Raw genomic sequence first — 17,775 nt, forward strand, 5'->3', positions numbered from 1 at the left:
ACAAACAACGAACATTAGCGTGATTATTCAGCGTATTAATCATTTTTCTCGCCATTTTTCGCTGCGCCGCGCATTTTTGCTTTATCCCTGCGGGTAACTTTGGCTACTATTAAGTTATTAACAAAATCGGGCCTGCGGGGTAATAGCCCTGCGGTAAGCGCCGTGACAACGAACACCTTGATAGCTAAGGCCAAACTTATGCATGAATCGTTAACCATCGCCCTGCTGCAGGCGCGCGAAACCGCCATGGGGTTCTTTCGCCCGATCCTGAAAAGCCACAACCTGACCGAGCAGCAGTGGCGCATCATCCGCGTGCTGGCCAACAGCCGCTCGATCGAATTCCACGAACTGGCGGCGGAAACCTGCATCCTGCGCCCCAGCCTGACCGGTATTCTGTCGCGCATGGAGCGTGATAAGCTGATCTTCCGCCTCAAGCCGGTCAACGATCAGCGCAAGCTGTACGTGTCGCTGACCCAGCAGGGTCAGGATCTGTATGAAGTGGCGCGCCACCAGGTGGAACAGGGCTACGCCGAGATTGAAGCCGCTTTCTCGCGGCAAAAAATGGATCAGCTGATGACGCTGCTGGACGAGCTGATCACCCTGGGAGACAGCCTGCCTGCCAACGTCACCGCGCATCCCGCCAAGCAGTGATTTAACCCATCGGAATTCTCAAATTAATTGGCGTTGCAGCCAACAACGCTGCAGCGTCAAGTCAGCAGAGAATTCGTTTCCGGCAACAGCGCGCCGCCGTCCACCACCAGCGTCTGGCCGGTGATGTAGGCCGCCGCCGGCGAGGCGAGAAACACCATCGCCGCGGCGATGTCTTCCGGTTCCCCCAGCCGCCCGAGCGGCACCGAGGCGGCGATCGCCTGATTCACCTGCGCGTCGCCCAGGTTGGCCATCGCCGGCGTGCGGATCATCCCCGGCTCCACGCCGTTGACGCGAATGTTCTCCGCCGCCAACTCCAGCGCCGCCGCGCGAATAAATCCGTTCACCCCGGCCTTGGAGGCCGCATAGTGCGCCAGCCCCGGGTAGGCCACCCGCGGGCCGGTCACCGACGAGGTCACCAGAATGCAGCCCCCGCCCCGACGGCGCATCCACGGCAGCGCCGCCTGCGCCAGAAAGAACGGCGCCATCAGATTGACGCTCAGCGTGCGTTGCAACAAGGCCGCGTCGATGGCGGTAAACGGCGTCAGCGGAAAATAGGCGGCGTTGTGGATCACCACGTCCAACCGTTGACGGCGCTCACCCACCGCCGCCACTCCCTCGGCAATCTGCCCCGGCTCGGCCAGATCGCAGGCCAGCGCCTGTACGCTCAGCCCTTCGTCCCGCAGCGTTTGCGCCGCAGCCTGCGCCTGCGGCAGCTGCACGTCCGCGATCGTCACCTCGGCGCCCAGCCGAGCAAAGGCGCTGACGATCGCCAGCCCAATGCCCTGAGCGCCGCCGGTCACCAGCACCACCTGCCCCGCGAAGGCATTGGCCGCATAGGTTGCGCTCATCGGCCTATCCTCGCGGGTGGTGCGTGGTGTTCAGCACCTGCGCGTGGGCGCCGACCGCAAAGTTGCTCAGCGCGCTGAAATCGCTGCCCTGATAACCGAGGATCTTACCGTCGGTGCGCATGCCCTGCAGATCGATCATCACCACGCCCAGCGTCGGGATGATCTTCTCGCGCCAGACGAACAGATAAAGCTGCTCCGCCACCTTCACGTAGTGGCAGCGATCGACGTCCGCCAGCCCTTTCTCCACCCCGTCCAGGCACTGCCAGGCGTAGAAGTTGTCGTTCAGGTAGATATGCTCGTACCGCTCGGTCGGGCTGTAGGTGTACATATTGCGCATGCCGATCAGCTCATCGGTAAAACCCGGCGGCGCCACGTCGGCGTCGTCCAGCGTGCCGAAGCGGAATTCGGCCTCGACCGGGGTCAGCGGCAGCCCCTGTTCCACCCGGCTGAAGGCGTCGAGCCGAGCCTGCGCTTCGTCCGGCAGTTGGCCGTACACCGCGGTGAAGTTGCCCTGATTGCGGTCGCACACCAGCGTAATGCTGGCGTTGGCGCGGGCGGGGTCGAGAAAATCGATGAACAGCACGCCGGGACGAATGCTGGTCGCGCGATAGGCGACGCCGCGCCGCTCTCCCCACTCCAGCGTCTGCTCGTCGGTGAACCGGCAGCGCTGCGTCGCGCCGTCGCGAAAGCGCAGCGTCAGCGTGGTGCCCGCCAGGCCGTGCTGGCGTTCCAGCGTATTACTGTGCGGCGCAAAGCCTTCCGCCAGCGCGCCAACCTGAATGAATACCGCTTCTGAACTCATGGAAATGCTCCTTACAGGGAAGTGAAAGCCAATGTCGGAACATCGACGATGGTGGAGCCGCCGTCGGCCACCAGCGCCGCGCCGGTAATGATTGAAGCCTCGCTGGAACAGAGGAAACGGCAGACGCGGGCGATCTCCTCGGCGCTGGCCGGCCGGCGCAGCGGCACGTCGCGGCAGACCATCTGGTAAGCCTGCTCCAGCGAAATCTGATGGGCGTCCATCAGCAGCTGCATCTCTTCGTCCGCCATCGGCGTGGTCACCCAGCCGGGGCACACCGCGTTGGCACGCACGCCCAGCGGGCCATAGTCGCGGGCGATGGAGCGCATCAGCCCGATCAGCGCATGTTTGGCGGTAACGTAGCCGCAGACCTCCGGCCCGGCGGCCAGCGAAGCGATCGAGGCCACGAACAGCAGGTTGCCGCCGCTTTTAATCAGCTCCGGCAGGCAGGCGCGCGCACTGGCGAAAGCGCTGTTGAGGTTGCTGTCCATCGCCCCTTGCCACTGCGCGTCGGTCATCTCGGTGATGCGCTTGAAGCCCATGCCGCCGGCGCTGCCGATCAGGCAGTCGATGCGCCCGGCGTCGCCCAGAATCGCCGGCAGCAGCGTGTGGTTCCAGCTCTCGCCGCTGGCGGCATCGCCCACCAGCGCCTGCGCGCCGATCTCTTGCGCCAGCGCCGCCAGCGGTTCCGGGCGGCGGCCGATGATGAACACCCGATCGCCCTGCGCCGCCAGCAGACGGGCGCAGGCGGCGCCGACGCCGGTGCCGCCGCCGGTAATCACAACCACTCTATTCATGATTCAGCTTCTCCATCAGTTGGCCGATCATCAGCAGGCTGCTCAACAGCAGCCGCCGCTGTTCGGCATCCAGCCGCAGATAGCGGCGGCCGGCCGGCAAACGGCTGACCACCTCCGACGCGGCAAAATGCTCGATATCCACCTGCCAGCGCCCGTCGTTCACCGTCAGCCGCACGCGGCGAAAATCCAGCTGCGCCAGCGTCTCGCCGATCTGCGGGTAGCGCTGCAGCCCTTCCAGCACTCGCTGCGCGGCTGCATGGCGTTGGCGCAACAGATAGCGCACCCCGCGCCGCCGCAGCCAGCCGCCGGTCACCACGTCCAGCGTCAGCGGAGGCTGCGCTGCGCATGCGCCCTGCAACCGAAAACGGTGGCTGACGATATGCGCCATAAACAGCCCCTGCACCTGTTCGCCGATCTCGATCTGCGGCCCCTGCGGCAGCGTCAGCCGCAGCAGGCCCGGCGCCAGGCGTTCGCACGCGTAGGGTTCCAGATTGCGCGCCAGACGATCCAGCGCGGCGCCCGGCCGATAGCCCGACGGCGCGCGCCGCCAGGCGCGATTAAGTGAGGGAAGTAAGCCGATCAAACTGCGCCTCCTCGTTTTCACCCTTGGCAAATGCGTTCTCCAGCACCTGCTCGACCGGCACCGGCTTGAACGGGTTCACTTTCTGCACGCACAGCGTCCAGAACAGCGCATAGGCGGCGGTCAGGCCGATCATCCAGCCGAAGGGAATGTAGATATCGCTCGGGTTCATCCCCGGCGGCGTGATGTAGACGATGGCCAGCACGATGCCGACGCTGGAAACGATTTGCGGCAGCGGGAACCACGGCGATTTATAGGCACGCGGCAGGTCGGGGCGGCGCACGCGCAGGATCACCACCGAGCAGGTCACCAGCAGGTAGGCCACGCCCCAGGCGCACACCGCCGCCAGCACCAGCGGAATGATCCTGTCGAGGTTGCCCTGAATGGCGAAGGCGTGTACGCAGGGGATCAGGACCGCCACCAAAATGCCGACCACCGGCGTTTTAAAGCGCGGGTGCAGATAAGCGAACATGCGCGGCAGCGCGCCGTCCAGCGCCATGCCGTACAGAATGCGCGGCACCGCCGCCATCAGCGTGTTGATGGTCGCCGCGCCCGCCAACAGCAGGCCGACGCCCAGCCAGTATTTGCCGAACTGGCCCATCACCTGGCCGGCGAACGCCGGGATGGCCATCGGCGTTTCCAGCAGGCGCGTGCCGCTGGCGGCGTCGATCACCACGTTTTCCACCTGATGGCTGAGTGCCGCGCCATATAGCGCCATGCACACCGCCACGCCGCACAGCCCGAGCGCCATCGCGCGCGGGATCACCCGATCGCAGCGTTTGATCTCCGGCGCCATCGGTGTCACCAGCTCACAGCCGACGAACATGAACATCGCCATGCCGATCAGGCTGAACACCGCGAACGGATCGTTCAGGCTCAGCGTGCTGCCGAACCAGCCCTCAAGCGGCACCGCATGCGGCGACAGCAGCCCGACGATGCCGAAAATCACCAGCGTGCTCCACATGGCGAAGGTCAGCACGATCTCCGCCTTGCCGAAGGCCTCGATACCAAACGCGTTGAGCAGGCCGAACACGACAACCAGCCCGACGCCGACCATCCAGGAGGCATTGTGGCTTTCCATCAGGGTGTTGAGGTGCTCGAAGTTCACCAGCGCCATGATGCCGGAAAGAATGGTCTCGGCGGTGCCGGCGAAGATATGCACGATCAGGTAGGCCGACAGCGCGCCGGTGATGGCGAAAAAGCGCCCCATGCCGCAGGAGATGTAGTCGTAAACCGAACCGGAGGTCGGCAGCAGCGACGCCGCTTCGGAGAAGGTGGTGAGCTGCGCCTGCATCATGATGAAGGCGATCAGCATCGCCAGCGCGAAGGTGTCGCCGCCGATGCCGAAGCCGCTGGTGACCGTCAGGATCACCGGGCTGGCCATGATCACCCCGACCGAACTGGCCAGGGTGGTGGGAAAGCCGACCTTGCCTCTAGCCAGGTGGGCGTGCAACCGCGACGACAGGTTCATGGTTATTTCCTCTTATAGTTTTGGCCTGATGCATGCAGGTGCTTGCAGGTTTTTCACCGCCAGCGGCGGTAATCTCACTATAGAGAGGAAAGGAAAATGCTGACTATCGTCCTTAAGGACGAGACGGTTTCAACCTGCGGCGGCGCTCACGGCGGCGCGCCATTGCATCGCCCCTTGCGGGCTGCGCGGGTAGGCGCGCAGCGGCGCCAGCAGCGCGGAAAAGAAGGCATAATAACCGGCACACAGCCGGTTATAGCGATCTTCGCCCACATGCGCCGGGCACCCGCCCTGGCAGACGCTTTTCACGCTGCAGCGTTGGCACTCGCGGCGCAGGCTCTTGTTTTTACCGAACGGCATCTCCGCCGCCCTTGCCGCCAGGGTGGCGAGCGGCGTGTGGCGATCGGCATGGCCGAGCAGATGCTGCGCATTGATCAGATGATCGCAGGCGTAAAGCCGCCCGTCCGGCTCCATCACCAGATTGCCGCCGCAGCGTTCGGCGTGCACGCAGCTGGGGCTGACGTGGGTGAAATACTGCGCGTAGACCTGTTCGATGTTCATCACGAAGACCTGGCCAACGTGCCCGCGGCTGCGCCAGCGGCGATATACCGCCAGCATAAAGCGCCCCCAGTTGGCGGCGCTCAGTCCGTAACCGGCGGTGGGCGCATCCCCTTCCAGCATCAGCGGCTGAAACTGCAGATAACGCGCACCGATCGCCACCGCATGATCGTAGATCGCCTCGGCGCGATCCGCGACGCCGTCGTGCACCACCATCAGCAGGTTGAAGTCGATCTGATGGCGCTGCAACAACGCAATGCCGCGCAGCGCGGCGTCATAGCTGGCGCCGCCGCGCTTGTCCGGCCGGTGGGCGTCCTGCACCTCGCGATCGCCGTCCAGGCTGACGCCGAGGATAAAGTGATGTTGCCGGAACAGCCGGCACCAGGCGTCGTTCAGCAGAGTGCCGTTGGTCTGCAGGCTGTTGCTGATCCGCACGCCCGGCGGCGCATAGCGGCGCTGCAACGCCAGCGCCCGCTTGTAAAAACCGATCCCCGCCAGCAGCGGCTCACCGCCCTGCCAGACGAAGTTGATCTCGCGGCTGTAACGCGGCTGGGCGGCGATGTAGCTGCGGATAAATTCCGCCAGCAGGTCGTCGTCCATCTTGCGCGTCCGTTCTTCCTGGCGCTGCGGATAGTAGCAGTAGCGGCAACCCAGGTTGCAGCCGGCGCCGATCGGCTTCACCAGCAAATGAAAAGGCGCCGCCGCGCGCGGTTCGCTCTCCACCGGGATCTGCTGCGCACGCAGCTGGGCCAGGTTCATGGTGCCGCCTGCGGCAACGGTTTGTGGGTCTGCGGATCCAGGCCGATGTAGTCACCGGTGCTGGCGTCAACGCCGAGGTAGTCGATCGCTGCGCCTTTAGCTTCAATAATCATGCTCTGCTGCGCAAAGCGGCGATACGCTTCGCTCAGCCGTTTGACCCGTTCCGGGTTGGCGGCGGCCAGATCGCGCGTTTCCAGCGGATCGTCATGCAGGTTGAACAGCCCCCACGGTGCCATCTGCGCCGTCGGCCCGGCCTTCACCAACCGCCGCAGCTTCCAGATGCCGTCTACATAGGCGGCCTGGTTATGCAACTCCACGCCGTAGGTCGCGCGCGGCACACCGTCGGCCTCGCCGCTGAAATAGCGCTTGAAGCTAACGCCGACCATCGGCAGCGTCGGTTTGGCCTTCAGCGGTTTGTTGGCGTCGATGCCGGCATAGTCATACAACGTCGGGGCGATGTCATACACCGCCATCGGCGTGCGGTCGATGCCGCCGCGCCCCTTCAGCCGCGGCGCGGAGATGATGAAATCGGTATTGATGCCGCCCTGTGCGCTGGTGGTTTTGTGGTAGTTGGCGTACGGCGCATTGCTGACGTTGGCCCAGTGCGGCCCGTAAGAGATGAACGATCCCTTGCGGCCGAGGTTGGCGTAACTGTTGTCGAACTGCCGCCAATACTCCGGCTTCGAGCCGTAGTAGAAGCCGCTGGCCGGGTTAGCGCCGTTGTCGGTGGCGAACACGATCACCGTATTTTGGTCGCGGCCGGTCTGCTTCAGGGTGTTCAGCACCGCGCCGACCTGATCGTCCATATAGGCAATCATCGCCGCGTATACCTGCATGGTCTTGGCTTCATATTTTTGCTGCTCGGGCGTCAGCGCGTTCCAGGCCTTATCCAACGCCAGCGTCGGCATCGGCGTGCGATCGGAAATCAACCCCAGCGCCTTCAGGCGCTGAATGCGCTGCTGATAGGCCTGCTGATAGCCGGCGTCGTATTTGCCGTCGAATTTAGCGATCCAGTCATCCGGCGCCTGCAATGGATCGTGCGGCGCGGTGAACGCCAGATAGGCGAAGACGGGCTGATTCTGCGGTGTATCGCGGATCCACTGTTCCAGCTGATCGGCATAGGCCTTGCTGGAGTAGAAATCTTTGGGCAACGACACGCGTTTGCCGTTCAGGGTGTAGAAGGTGTGGAACGCCTCCACGGTGCCCAGCGGTTTCGCATCGTCGAAATGGCTGGTGCCGCCGCCCATGAAGGCGAAGGCGCGCTCGAAGCCGCGATCGGTCGGTTTGGCGCCGTCGACATAGCCCAGGTGCCATTTGCCCGCCATCATGGTGGCGTACCCCGCATCGCGAAAGCGCTCCGGCAATGTGGTCACGCGGTCGGTCAGCCGCATTTCATAGCCCGGCTGCGCCGCGGTGCTCTCATACCACCACATGCCGCCCATGCCGGCCTGCTGGTTGGTGTTGCCGGTCATCAACATCGACCGCGCCGGCGCCGACATCGGCGAGGTGTAGTACTGGCTCATGCGCACGCCCCGTTCGGCCAGCGCCTGCAGGTTGGGGGTCGGTATCTCGCCGCCGAACGGGCTGATGTCGGAGTAGCCCATGTCGTCCACCAGAATGATCAGCACATTAGGGCGATCGGCGTCCGCCCCCTGTGCCAGGCCCGATAAGGCACCGCTCAACGCCACCGCCAACGTTTTTTTCTGCATCGTTCGTTCCCCGTATGGTCATGCGGACTGAACAACCCGACGCCTCAGCCCGAGAAAGGTCATCATTTTTTCGTCTTATACGTTTGGCGCCGCCTGGCGCTATCTTCAATTCGCAGTGTAGGAAGCGGTGGAAAAGCCTGGCTATCGTTCTTAAGAACGAGGGACGGCGACGGTCGCGCCGGTTGTAGCACGCGCAGAGCGGCGAGGGCCTCGCCCAGGCAAGCATTCAAAAGCGCTGTAAATTCAGCGGGAAAAGCGGCGAACTATTTCATTAACCTATTAATGAAAATCGCGAAAAATCCGCCCTAAAAAGCCCTGATAAACGCAGTGTCATCTTGTTATTTATGTGTTTTATTGCAATCGGCCTCACGTTGTTAATATGTTTTTATTGTGTTGCCAAATTGCTACGACTATGCTTGTATCGTTCATATATTGACCGCCAACATTCTCCAGTTGAACGATAAAGGGAGGAATACGAATCATGCACAGCACCGCATCCGATGCCTTTATCAACAGTTGTTTGGCGACCATTACGCACCTGATCCCGGTGTCCGCCGGGGTGTTTTATCTGGTCGATCGCGACCTGCGGCCGGATCACTACATCCTGCACGGCATGCCCGATAAAACGCATCAGCAGTACCTGAACCACTTCCAGCAGATAGACCCGCTGCAGCCGGCCAATTTCCATCGCCAGGACATCACCATGGTCGGCATGAGCCCGGCGGCGATCGCCGGCAACCGCCGCTATTACCACGACTTTATGCTGCCGAACGACATGCGCGACATGACGGAGATCTTCATCCGCCAGCGCAAGCGCATCGTCGCCGGGGTATCGCTGATCCGCGATACGCCGTTTACTGACGTGGAGCGCGGCCGCCTGCGCGCGGTGCTGCCGCTGATCGAGCTGGCGACGCGCGATCTGCTGCCCGACGGCGAGGCGCAGCTGTTGACCGCCAAAGAGCAAGAGATCGTCAACCTGGTTCGCGAAGGCGCCAGCAATAAGCGCATCGCCCTGAAGCTGGGCATTTCGCTGTCCACGGTGAAAACCCATATGCGCAATATTTTCGCCAAAACCGACGTGGTGAACCGCACCGAACTGGTCGCCGGCGGCTTTCTCGCCCACGGTTAACGCCCGATAACGGCCGCCGCTGCCGACGGCCGGAAAATAACGCCAAAACGTATTCGCCATTTATGGCGCGGCCTCCCCCTGCCCGCAATCGGGCCGGGCGGGATATTTCATCGTCACTCAACGCTTGGGGAAAAGGTTTATGTCCAGTGATTCGGTTTCCGCGCCCGCCGTCGGCGCGGCGCTCCCCTGCCCGCCGCGGCTGTTGACCGCCATTATCGTCTTCGCCGCCATCGCGCCGGGCATTCTGATGACCGCCCCCGCCGTGGCCGCCCAGCTCGCTACTCAGTGGCAGCTCGGCCCGGCGCAGATCGGCCACCTGTTCTCCACCGAACTCGGCGCCATGAGCCTGGCCACGCTGCCGGCGTGGTGGTGGATCGGGCGCATCAACTGGCGGCGGGTCGCTACGCTGTCGGCGCTGGTGTTTATCGCCGGCAACCTGGCTTCGGCGCTGGTGCAAGATTTTACCTTGCTGCTACCGCTGCGCTTTATCGCCTCGCTGGCGGGCGGCACCCTGATGATCCTGTGCATCACCTGCGCTGCCGGCACCGCCAATCCCAGCCGCGTCTATGCCTTCTGGGTGCTCGGCCAGCTGGTGCTGGGCGCGGTCGGGCTGCTGGTGCTGCCACCGCTGTTTGCGCACTTCGGCCTGATGGCGGTCTACCTGATTTTGGCCGCCATCATGCTGTGCTGCCTGCCGCTCATCCCGGCGTTCCCCAACGGTTTCACCGCCGCCCGCACCGCCCGCAGCGGCCCCGCCGCCTCGCTGGCGCGCAAGCTGTGCGCCGTGCTGGCGGTGCTGACCTTTTACATCAGCCTGAGCGCGCTCTGGACCTTTATCGGCGGCATCGCCGCCGGCGCCGGGCTGTCGCCGGCCCACAGCGGCCAGGTGCTGGCCGTCGCCACCTTGCTCGGCATCGTCGGCGCGGGGGCCGCGGCGCTGATCGGCGCGCGCTTCGGCGGCGGACGCCTGATCGTGCTGGGGTACGCCCTGCTGCTGGCCAGCGTGGCGCTGCTGACGGGCCAGCCCCTGCTCCTGCGCTTCGCCCTGGCCGCCCTGCTGTTCAAATTCACCTGGACCTTCGTGCTGCCGTTCATTCTGGCGCGGGTCGCCGGGCTGGATAACGACGGCAAGCTGATGAACGGCATCAACCTGGTGATCGGCGGCGGCATGGCCATCGGCCCGACGCTGGCCGGCTCTCTGATCGAATCTTCCGGCGGTTTCAACGCCTTGCTGTTCGGCGCGCTGGGCTGCGCGCTGCTGTCGCTGCTGTTGATTTCGCTGGCTTCACCGCGCGCACCGCGCCGTATAACAGGAGGAGAAAGGTGAAAAGAACAACCGGTTTCTTGTTTGATGAACGCTGTTTCTGGCACAGCACCGGCCTGCACGCCACCACCCTGCCGGTCGGCGGCTGGGTGCAACCGCCCTCGGGCGCCGGCCATGCCGAATCGCCGGAAACCAAACGGCGTATGAAGAACCTGATGGACGTATCCGGCCTGTCGCGCCAGCTCACCCTGCTGAGCGCCGAACCGGCGACGGAAGAAGACCTGCTGCGCATCCACCCCGCCCACTACCTGCAGCGCTTCAAACAGGTGAGCGACAGCGGCGGCGGCCTGCTGGGGGAGGAAGCGCCGCTGGGGCCAGGCAGCTATGAAATCGCCAAACTCTCCGCCGGGCTGGCCTGCGCGGCGGTGGAGGCGGTGCTGCAGGGCGAGCTGGATAATGCCTATGCGCTGTCGCGCCCGCCGGGCCACCACTGCCTGCCGGATCAATCGATGGGCTTCTGCTTCCTGGCCAATATTCCCATCGCCATCGAGCGCGCCAAGGCCCGCTACGGCCTCGGCAAAGTCGCGGTGCTCGACTGGGACGTGCACCACGGCAACGGCACCCAGCACATCTATTGGCAGCGCGGCGACGTGCTGACGCTGTCGCTGCATCAGGACGGCTGCTTCCCGGCGGGCTATTCCGGCGAGCAGGATCGCGGCGAAGGCGACGGGGCGGGCTGCAACGTTAACGTGCCGATGCTGGCCGGCGCCGGCGACGACGGCTACCTGCACGCCATGCGGCGCATCATCATCCCGGTACTGGAAAAATTCGAGCCGGAGCTGATCATCGTCGCCTGCGGTTACGACGCCAACGCCCTCGATCCGCTGGCGCGCATGCAGCTGCACAGCGACAGCTTCCGCGCCATGACCGCGCTGGTGCAGGAGGCCGCCGACCGGCTATGCGGCGGCAAACTGGTGATGGTGCATGAAGGCGGCTACGCCGAATCCTACGTGCCGTTCTGCGGGCTGGCGGTGATGGAACAGCTAAGCGGCGTGCGCACTGAAGTGCAGGATCCGCTGCTGACGTTCATCCAACAGCAGCAGCCGCGCGACGTCTTCAACCGCTTCCAGCGCGAAGCGCTCGACGAGCTGGCGCGCCAGTTCGGCCTGTAATCCCCTCTCTGCGGGCGCCGCACCCGGCGCCCCTGACAACCTCGCCGCCAGCCGCTACGCTGAAAGGCAACCCTACCACCATGAGAACAATAACATGTCCGAACAAACCGTCAGCTTTATCAAAGGCCGTCACGGCGACATCGCCGTGCACGACTGGGGAAACGACAAGCCGCACTATCTGGCGCTGCTGGTGCACGGCTACGGCGAGCACCTCGGCCGCTATCAATACGTGGCGCGCACGCTGCAGGCGCAGGGCGCGCGGGTGTTCGGCCCCGACCATCTCGGCCACGGCCTGTCGCAGGGCGAGCGCGTGCTGATCGAAGATTATGACGCCGTGGTCGACGACGTGCAGCGCGTGGTCAGCCATTTCCGGCAGCAATACCCCACCTTGCCGCTGGTGGTGATCGGCCACTCGATGGGCGGCATGATCGCCACCCGCTACGTGCAGCGCCATGGCGAGGAGGTACGCGCGCTGGTGCTGTCCGGCCCGCTGCTCGGCGACAGAACGGCGATTTCCGATCTGGCTGAACTGCCGACGATCCCCGACGCGCCGCTGGATACCGCGACCCTGGCGCGCGATCCGGCGGTTGGCGCGGCGTATCAGGAAGATCCGCTGGTGTGGCACGGGCCGTTCAAGCGTCCCACCCTACGCGCCATGCAGCGGATCCTCGCCGCCATCAACGCCGGGCCGGGCTTCGGCGCGCTGCCCACGCTGTGGATCCATGGCGACGACGATCGGCTGGTGCTGATGAGCGAAACGCAAACCGCGCTCGATCGTCTGCGCGGCGACGATTTCGAACGGATGATCAATGCGGGCGGGCGGCACGAGAGCTTTAACGAAACCAATAAGGATCAGATCCTCAAGCGGGTGACTGATTTTATTACGCGGGCGTTAGGCTAAGGCGCTCCCCCTCGGCATTCAGCCTGCTGAGGGGGGCATGACGGCGTCAGCCTTCGACGATGGCGAGGTAGTGTTTGACGAAGCGATCCGAGGTGATGTCCCAGCGCACCGGGGTGCCTTTCTCGACGAACCAGGAATCGCCGGCCTGATACTGCACCGATTCGCCGGTGCGTTCGTTGGTCAGGGTCGCGCTGCCTTCCCACACCGTAGCGTGCTCGGCGAACGGATACTCCATCACGAAGCTGCCGCGGGTGCAGCTGAACACGCCGCAGTTCAGGTTGTCGGTCGGTTCGCCGAAGATGCTGGCCACGCCGACGTTTGGCGTGCCGGCGATCACCGTGGCGCCCAGGTTGCTGACGCTGCCGATCTCCAGCAGTTCTGGCAGCGGTTGTTTAAGCAATAACGGTTTCATGAGATTCTCCTCTGAGGGTTAACGGCGGCCTTTCCAGTAGCCGGATGTCTGGTGCCAAACCTTACCGGCGGTGGTCATCACCCGCCGCAGCTTGTCCTTGCCGAAGATGTTGACGTGCGGGATCGAGCTCATCAGATCGTACCGATCGGATCCTTCGCTCATGCCCTCCGCCAGCACCTTGCACACGATGTGGCTCGGCGTCACGCCGAAGCCGGAGTAGCCCTGCACGTAAAACACGTTGTCGCGATCCGGCAGCGTGCCGATCTGCGGGAACAGGTTGGCGCTACAGCACAGCGGGCCGCCCCAGGCCAGATCGATCTTCACGTCTTTCAGGTACGGGAACACCTTCAGCATCAGGTTGCGGTTCCAGGCCTTGAGATCCGATGGGAAATATTCGATCAGGCGGGTGGCGCTGCCGAACAGCAGCCGGTTCTCGTTGGTCACCCGGTAATAATCGATCACCGGGCGGATGTCGCTGTAGGCGCCGCGGATCGGGCTGATCTGACGGATCAGATCGTCAGACAGCGGCTCGGTGGCCAGCTGGAAGGCGTAGGTATTGATGGTCTTGCGGTAGATCTGCGGCTCCATGCCGTTGAGAAAGCCGTTGCAGGCCCACAGCATCTTGTTGGCGCGCACAGAGCCCATGGCGGTACGCACCGTGATGCGCGGGCCATACTCCACGTTGAGCACGCTGCTGTTCTCAAAGATTTTCACCCCGTAGCCGCTCAGCGCCTTGGCCTCGCCCAGCAGCAGGTTGAGCGAATGTACGTGGCCGCCGCCCATGTGCTTCAGCGCGCAGGTGTAGGCGTCTGAGCCCACCACCTGCTTCACCTCCGCCCCGGTGTAGAGCTCAATCTCCTCCTGCGGCGCTACCGCCTTGAACTCCTTCAGCCAGCCGCGCAGGGTCTTCTCCTGGCGCGCGTTGCTGCCGAGATAGCCGTAGCCGAAGCAGAAGTCGGCGTCGATGTCATATTTCTTGATGCGCTCGCGGATAATGCCGGCGCCGAGGTTACTGATTTTGAAGATGGTTTCCAGCCCGGCCGGGCCAACGTGGCGCTTGATCTTCTCCAGATCGTGGCCGATGCCGGCCATCACCTGGCCGCCGTTGCGCCCGGTGCCGCCGTAACCCAGATAGCGGCCTTCGAGAATGGCGATGTTGGTGATGCCCTTCTCCGCCAGCTCCAGCGCGGTGTTGATGCCGGAGAAGCCGCCGCCGATGATCACCACGTCGACGTCCAGATCCTCTTCCAGCGTCGGGAAGCGCAGATCGTATTTTTTGGTCGCCGCGTAGTAGGTTAAGGACTCGATTTCGTTGTTCACTGCCGCACTCCCGATTGCCTATGCCATGACATCGGATTATCGGGAGCAGTGGGATCGTTCGCTATGTCCCCTTAGGGACATTCGCTACAAAAAATTAACATTCACGCGCTGCGCCGCTGCGGGGCGGTCAGCAGCAGGCTAAACAACTCGGCCTGCGAGCCGATGTTCAGCTTGCCGTAGATGTTCTTGCGGTGATTTTTTACCGTGCCGAGGCTGATGAACAGCCGGTCGGCAATCTGCTGCGAACCGCAGCCGGCGAGGATCAGATCGACGATCTCGCGCTCGCGCGGCGTCAGCAGATAACGCGCCTGCCCGCCGTCGTTGTTCACCGTCGCGGCCTCGGCCGGCGCCGCCACCACCTCACCGTGCAGCCGCGCCACGCTTTTCACCAGCGTCAGCGCACTGCGCAGATCCGCCCGCTGCGGATAGCGTACCGTCACCGTGCGGCGCGCCGAGCCGAAGAACACCCCCAGCCCGCGCTCCGGCGTCAGCTGCAGCAGCACGCCGGCCTCGTCGTGCCAGCCGGTCTTGCGATAAAAATTACGGTAATAATCGCTGTGATAAAACCCGCAGGGCGCCAGCTGGCGCAGCGTGAGCACCTCGCCTTCGCCGCCGTCGCTCAGCGCGCGGTAAAACGGATCCTGCAGGTAGGCGCCCTGTTGGTAGATCTGGTTGACCGCATCGCTGTTTTCCCGCTCGGTTTTAATCAGGCAGCGCGGCGGCCGGCCGCGTTCGAAGGCATAGACGATGGCGTTGTCGAAGGCGAAAAATCCCTCCAGCCAGCTCAACAGGCTGGGATAAAAGCGTGGGCTGGCCACCGCATCGATCACCGCAGACAAGCGTTCAACCTGAATTTCCATACCCGCCTCGCCATTATTAATACATTAACAATCTACCGATTTCGGATGGTGTTGGCCGCATGAAGGCCGGTACTGTTAAAAAAAGCACCCAAAACGCCGAAATGCAAGAGCGCGATCGTTTACATGTTAAACAACTCACAGGTTGCCGCGGCGGGGAAAGCGGTGGCCGCTCCGCGCCCGCTGGCTTATGCTGTGGCATCGCGCTCTGCAACGTCGTCAAGGAGACCTCATGTCCGTCAGCCACATCATCGCCAACCGCCAGACCTGGTTCGGCCACGGCAGCATCCAGCAACTGCCGCCGCTGCTGCTTGCCGATCCGCAGCCGACGCTGCTGTTCAGCTGCCGATCTTTTCTCAACGGCCCGGTGTACGCCGGCCTGCGCGAATCGCTGACGCCGCTGCTTATCGGCACTGAGATCGTCAGCCACGAGGCGTCGCCGCAGGAAATAGACGCCTGGGTGGCGCGCTGGCGCGGACAGGTGCAGCGCGTAGTGGCCATCGGCGGCGGCAGCGTGCTGGACGCCGCCAAAGCGTTCTCCGCGCTGGTGGAGCACCCGCTGCCAACGCTGCGCTATATGGAAAAGGTGGGCGACAGCAAAATCAGCGGCGCCACCCTGCCGCTGATCGCCATTCCCACCACCGCCGGCACCGGCAGCGAGGTGACGCAGAACGCGGTGATCACCGATACCCAGGTCAGCAAAGTGAAGGCCTCGCTGCGCCACAATAACTTCGTGCCGCACACCGCCATTCTCGATCCGCAGCTGCTGGCGGGCGCACCGGACAAAGTGTTGGCCTACTGCGCTATCGACGCCTTCACCCACCTGTTCGAGGCCTATCTGTCGAAAACCGCCGGCGCCATGACGCGCGACATGTCGCTGAACGGCATACGCCACTTCCTCGCCGCCTGGCCGGCGCTCAACCGCAGCGATGCGGCGCGCGAGGCGATCATGCAGGCTTCCTACCTCGGCGGGCTGACGCTGAGCGCCGCCGGGCTGGGGGTCATTCACGGCATCGCCGGCGAGATCGGCGCGCTGCGCGACTACCACCACGGCCAAGTCTGTGGCCGCCTGCTGCTGCCGTTCCTCGCCCTGCTGGAAACCAGCGAACAGCCGCAGCAACGCGCGCTGATGGCCGAGCTGGCCGCGCGCCTGTACCCGCACTGGCAGGGCAGCCCGGAGAGCTACCTGACCGATTTCATCACCCGCCACGCCATTGCGCCGTTCTGGCAGGACGATTTGCCGATTTCCGGCCAGGAATTGGCGGTGGCGCTGGAGAAATCCAACAGCAAGAATTCCTGGATCGACTATGCGCCGGCGCAGCGGCAACGGATGATCGAAGAGGCGTTTCGCGTCGAATGATTATATAATCAGATCAACGCACTAGCAGGAGTTAAGAAAATGGGCATCATCGGCTGGATCTTCGCCGGCATCGCGGTCGGCATCCTGGTCGGCGCGCTGATCAGGATCTTCGGCAAGAAGAAAGAGCAGTAAGCGTCACGCTGTTCCGTGGGCCGCCAGCAGGCACTCATGGAACAGCTTCACCACCCGCTGCGGCACCGGCGAGCGGCGCAGCACGCTGGAGTATTCGCAGTGATAGCGGAACAGCGCCGGTTTGATCGCCCGCATCATATTCTGCGCCACGAAAAACGCCGCGTAGTGATCAGGCAAAAAGCCGACGTATTTGCCGGACAGGATCAGCGTGGCGATCGACTCCTGCGCAAACCCCGTCGCCTTGCGATGCAAATGTTGCTGCAGGCTCAGTTCCATATTCGGCGAATGATAGCCTAATCCGGCGAAGGCATAATTGTGCAGCAGATCCCAATTTAATGTTTCATGGGGGCCGGAAAATAATTCATGCTGCGCGCCGCAATATAAGAACATCCTCTCACTGAATAACGGATGATAAGATAAACTTTCCGCGCTGCGGTGCATGGGAATAACGCCAACCTGAAATTGCCCGTCAATGACGCCGCGTTCAATGGTATTAATCGGCTCCACGTACATTTGCAAAGAAACCTCCGGCGCGCGCTCGCTGAATAACGCGATGGCCCGGCCGATCTGCGCCTGCGGATTGCTGACCGTATGGTCGAATATCGCCACGTGCAGCTGCCCGCCCATGCGCTGGTGCACCTCGTCCACCCCGCGCCGGAACGCCTCGGTGGCCGCCAGCAGGTTGACCGTTTCCTGATAGATCAACAGCCCCTCGTCGGTAACCGCAAAACCCTCGCGCCCGCGCTGGCACAGCGTCAGACCCAGCCGCTGCTCCAGATCCTTGATGTGCTTGCTGATGGTCGACAGGCTGATATTCAGCTCCAGTTCGGCGGCGCTCATGCCGCCGCAGTCGACCACGGCCTTGAATACCCGCAGCAAACGCAGATCCATATCCGACAATTGCCCTAACAGCGCGCGCTTTTTTACTTGCATAAAACCTTAAGTAAGTTTCGACATATGATTATTCACAGTAGAGAACAAGCGGTACATAGTCAATTTCGCACAACAATTCGTTAACAACTCATTTTATTTAATTAATCGCACTTATTTTCCTGCCCG

Annotated in this window: 17 protein-coding genes; 6 read left to right on the forward strand and 11 right to left on the reverse strand. The window is 63.3% G+C overall.

All coding sequences use genetic code 11. The features are described 5' to 3' along the window. The first annotated feature begins 198 nt into the window (after nt 1-198). On the forward strand, nt 199-651 hold the full coding sequence (hpaR, locus tag FOT55_RS03290) for a homoprotocatechuate degradation operon regulator HpaR (RefSeq protein WP_004933183.1): 453 nt from the start codon (nt 199-201) through the stop codon (nt 649-651). A 56-nt stretch (nt 652-707) separates the two neighbouring features. Here hpaR and FOT55_RS03295 read toward each other — a convergent pair whose 3' ends face one another. From FOT55_RS03295 to FOT55_RS03325, 7 genes are all read right to left on the reverse strand, one after another. Beyond that, nucleotides 708-1,499 carry an SDR family oxidoreductase gene (locus FOT55_RS03295; RefSeq protein ID WP_033641763.1) on the reverse strand — a complete coding sequence of 264 codons (792 nt, stop codon included), beginning with the start codon at nt 1,497-1,499 and terminating at the stop codon, nt 708-710. Between the two features lie 4 nt (nt 1,500-1,503). After that, nucleotides 1,504-2,301 (reverse strand): molybdenum cofactor biosynthesis F family protein, encoded by a 798-nt coding sequence (locus FOT55_RS03300; protein ID WP_147823080.1) that lies wholly within the window; start codon nt 2,299-2,301, stop codon nt 1,504-1,506. A gap of 11 nt (nt 2,302-2,312) precedes the next feature. After that, nucleotides 2,313-3,095: an SDR family NAD(P)-dependent oxidoreductase gene (locus FOT55_RS03305; RefSeq protein ID WP_089196489.1), complete on the reverse strand. Its 783-nt coding sequence runs from the start codon at nt 3,093-3,095 to the stop codon at nt 2,313-2,315. After that, on the reverse strand, nt 3,088-3,678 hold the full coding sequence (locus FOT55_RS03310; RefSeq protein WP_043136151.1) for a DUF3156 family protein: 591 nt from the start codon (nt 3,676-3,678) through the stop codon (nt 3,088-3,090). The genes FOT55_RS03305 and FOT55_RS03310 overlap by 8 nt, the downstream gene beginning before the upstream one ends. Next, nucleotides 3,653-5,146: an APC family permease gene (locus FOT55_RS03315; RefSeq protein ID WP_049207838.1), complete on the reverse strand. Its 1,494-nt coding sequence runs from the start codon at nt 5,144-5,146 to the stop codon at nt 3,653-3,655. The genes FOT55_RS03310 and FOT55_RS03315 overlap by 26 nt, the downstream gene beginning before the upstream one ends. 129 nt (nt 5,147-5,275) lie before the next feature. Continuing rightward, entirely contained in the window at nt 5,276-6,460 is a 1,185-nt protein-coding gene (locus tag FOT55_RS03320; protein WP_049294796.1) for an anaerobic sulfatase maturase, read from the reverse strand. Further along, the gene (locus tag FOT55_RS03325; RefSeq protein WP_049204609.1) at nt 6,457-8,169 is read right to left on the reverse strand and encodes an arylsulfatase; all 1,713 of its coding nucleotides are present in this window, start codon (nt 8,167-8,169) and stop codon (nt 6,457-6,459) included. The genes FOT55_RS03320 and FOT55_RS03325 overlap by 4 nt, the downstream gene beginning before the upstream one ends. Nucleotides 8,170-8,650: 481 nt before the next feature. On the opposite strand from FOT55_RS03325, the gene FOT55_RS03330 reads away from it, so the two are divergent. From FOT55_RS03330 to FOT55_RS03345, 4 genes are all read left to right on the forward strand, one after another. After that, the gene (locus tag FOT55_RS03330; protein ID WP_043136164.1) at nt 8,651-9,298 is read left to right on the forward strand and encodes a helix-turn-helix transcriptional regulator; all 648 of its coding nucleotides are present in this window, start codon (nt 8,651-8,653) and stop codon (nt 9,296-9,298) included. A 139-nt stretch (nt 9,299-9,437) separates the two neighbouring features. Beyond that, on the forward strand, nt 9,438-10,625 hold the full coding sequence (locus FOT55_RS03335) for an MFS transporter (protein ID WP_147823081.1): 1,188 nt from the start codon (nt 9,438-9,440) through the stop codon (nt 10,623-10,625). Next, nucleotides 10,622-11,734, forward strand: a complete 1,113-nt coding sequence (locus FOT55_RS03340) for a class II histone deacetylase (RefSeq protein WP_147823082.1) — start codon at nt 10,622-10,624, stop codon at nt 11,732-11,734. The genes FOT55_RS03335 and FOT55_RS03340 overlap by 4 nt, the downstream gene beginning before the upstream one ends. A 94-nt stretch (nt 11,735-11,828) precedes the next feature. After that, a complete protein-coding gene (locus tag FOT55_RS03345; RefSeq protein WP_147823083.1) occupies nt 11,829-12,635 on the forward strand; it encodes an alpha/beta hydrolase in 807 nt (268 codons plus the stop codon). A gap of 46 nt (nt 12,636-12,681) precedes the next feature. On the opposite strand, the gene FOT55_RS03350 is transcribed toward FOT55_RS03345, so the two are convergent. The 3 genes from FOT55_RS03350 to FOT55_RS03360 all read right to left on the reverse strand — a co-directional run bounded on the left by FOT55_RS03350 (nt 12,682) and on the right by FOT55_RS03360 (nt 15,227). Beyond that, entirely contained in the window at nt 12,682-13,047 is a 366-nt protein-coding gene (locus FOT55_RS03350; protein WP_015376517.1) for a cupin domain-containing protein, read from the reverse strand. Nucleotides 13,048-13,065: 18 nt separating this feature from the next. Next, nucleotides 13,066-14,367 (reverse strand): NAD(P)/FAD-dependent oxidoreductase, encoded by a 1,302-nt coding sequence (locus FOT55_RS03355; RefSeq protein ID WP_033636959.1) that lies wholly within the window; start codon nt 14,365-14,367, stop codon nt 13,066-13,068. A gap of 101 nt (nt 14,368-14,468) precedes the next feature. Beyond that, nucleotides 14,469-15,227 carry a helix-turn-helix transcriptional regulator gene (locus tag FOT55_RS03360; RefSeq protein WP_147823084.1) on the reverse strand — a complete coding sequence of 253 codons (759 nt, stop codon included), beginning with the start codon at nt 15,225-15,227 and terminating at the stop codon, nt 14,469-14,471. Nucleotides 15,228-15,456: 229 nt separating this feature from the next. Here FOT55_RS03360 and FOT55_RS03365 point away from each other — a divergent pair, with 229 nt between their 5' ends. After that, complete coding sequence (locus tag FOT55_RS03365) at nt 15,457-16,584, forward strand: iron-containing alcohol dehydrogenase (RefSeq protein ID WP_147823085.1); 1,128 nt, start codon at nt 15,457-15,459, stop codon at nt 16,582-16,584. A 135-nt stretch (nt 16,585-16,719) separates the two neighbouring features. On the opposite strand, the gene FOT55_RS03370 is transcribed toward FOT55_RS03365, so the two are convergent. After that, on the reverse strand, nt 16,720-17,649 hold the full coding sequence (locus tag FOT55_RS03370) for a LysR family transcriptional regulator (protein WP_049204598.1): 930 nt from the start codon (nt 17,647-17,649) through the stop codon (nt 16,720-16,722). Between the last annotated feature and the right edge of the window lie 126 nt (nt 17,650-17,775).

Source organism: Serratia bockelmannii (genome assembly GCF_008011855.1).
Classification (GTDB): domain Bacteria; phylum Pseudomonadota; class Gammaproteobacteria; order Enterobacterales; family Enterobacteriaceae; genus Serratia; species Serratia bockelmannii.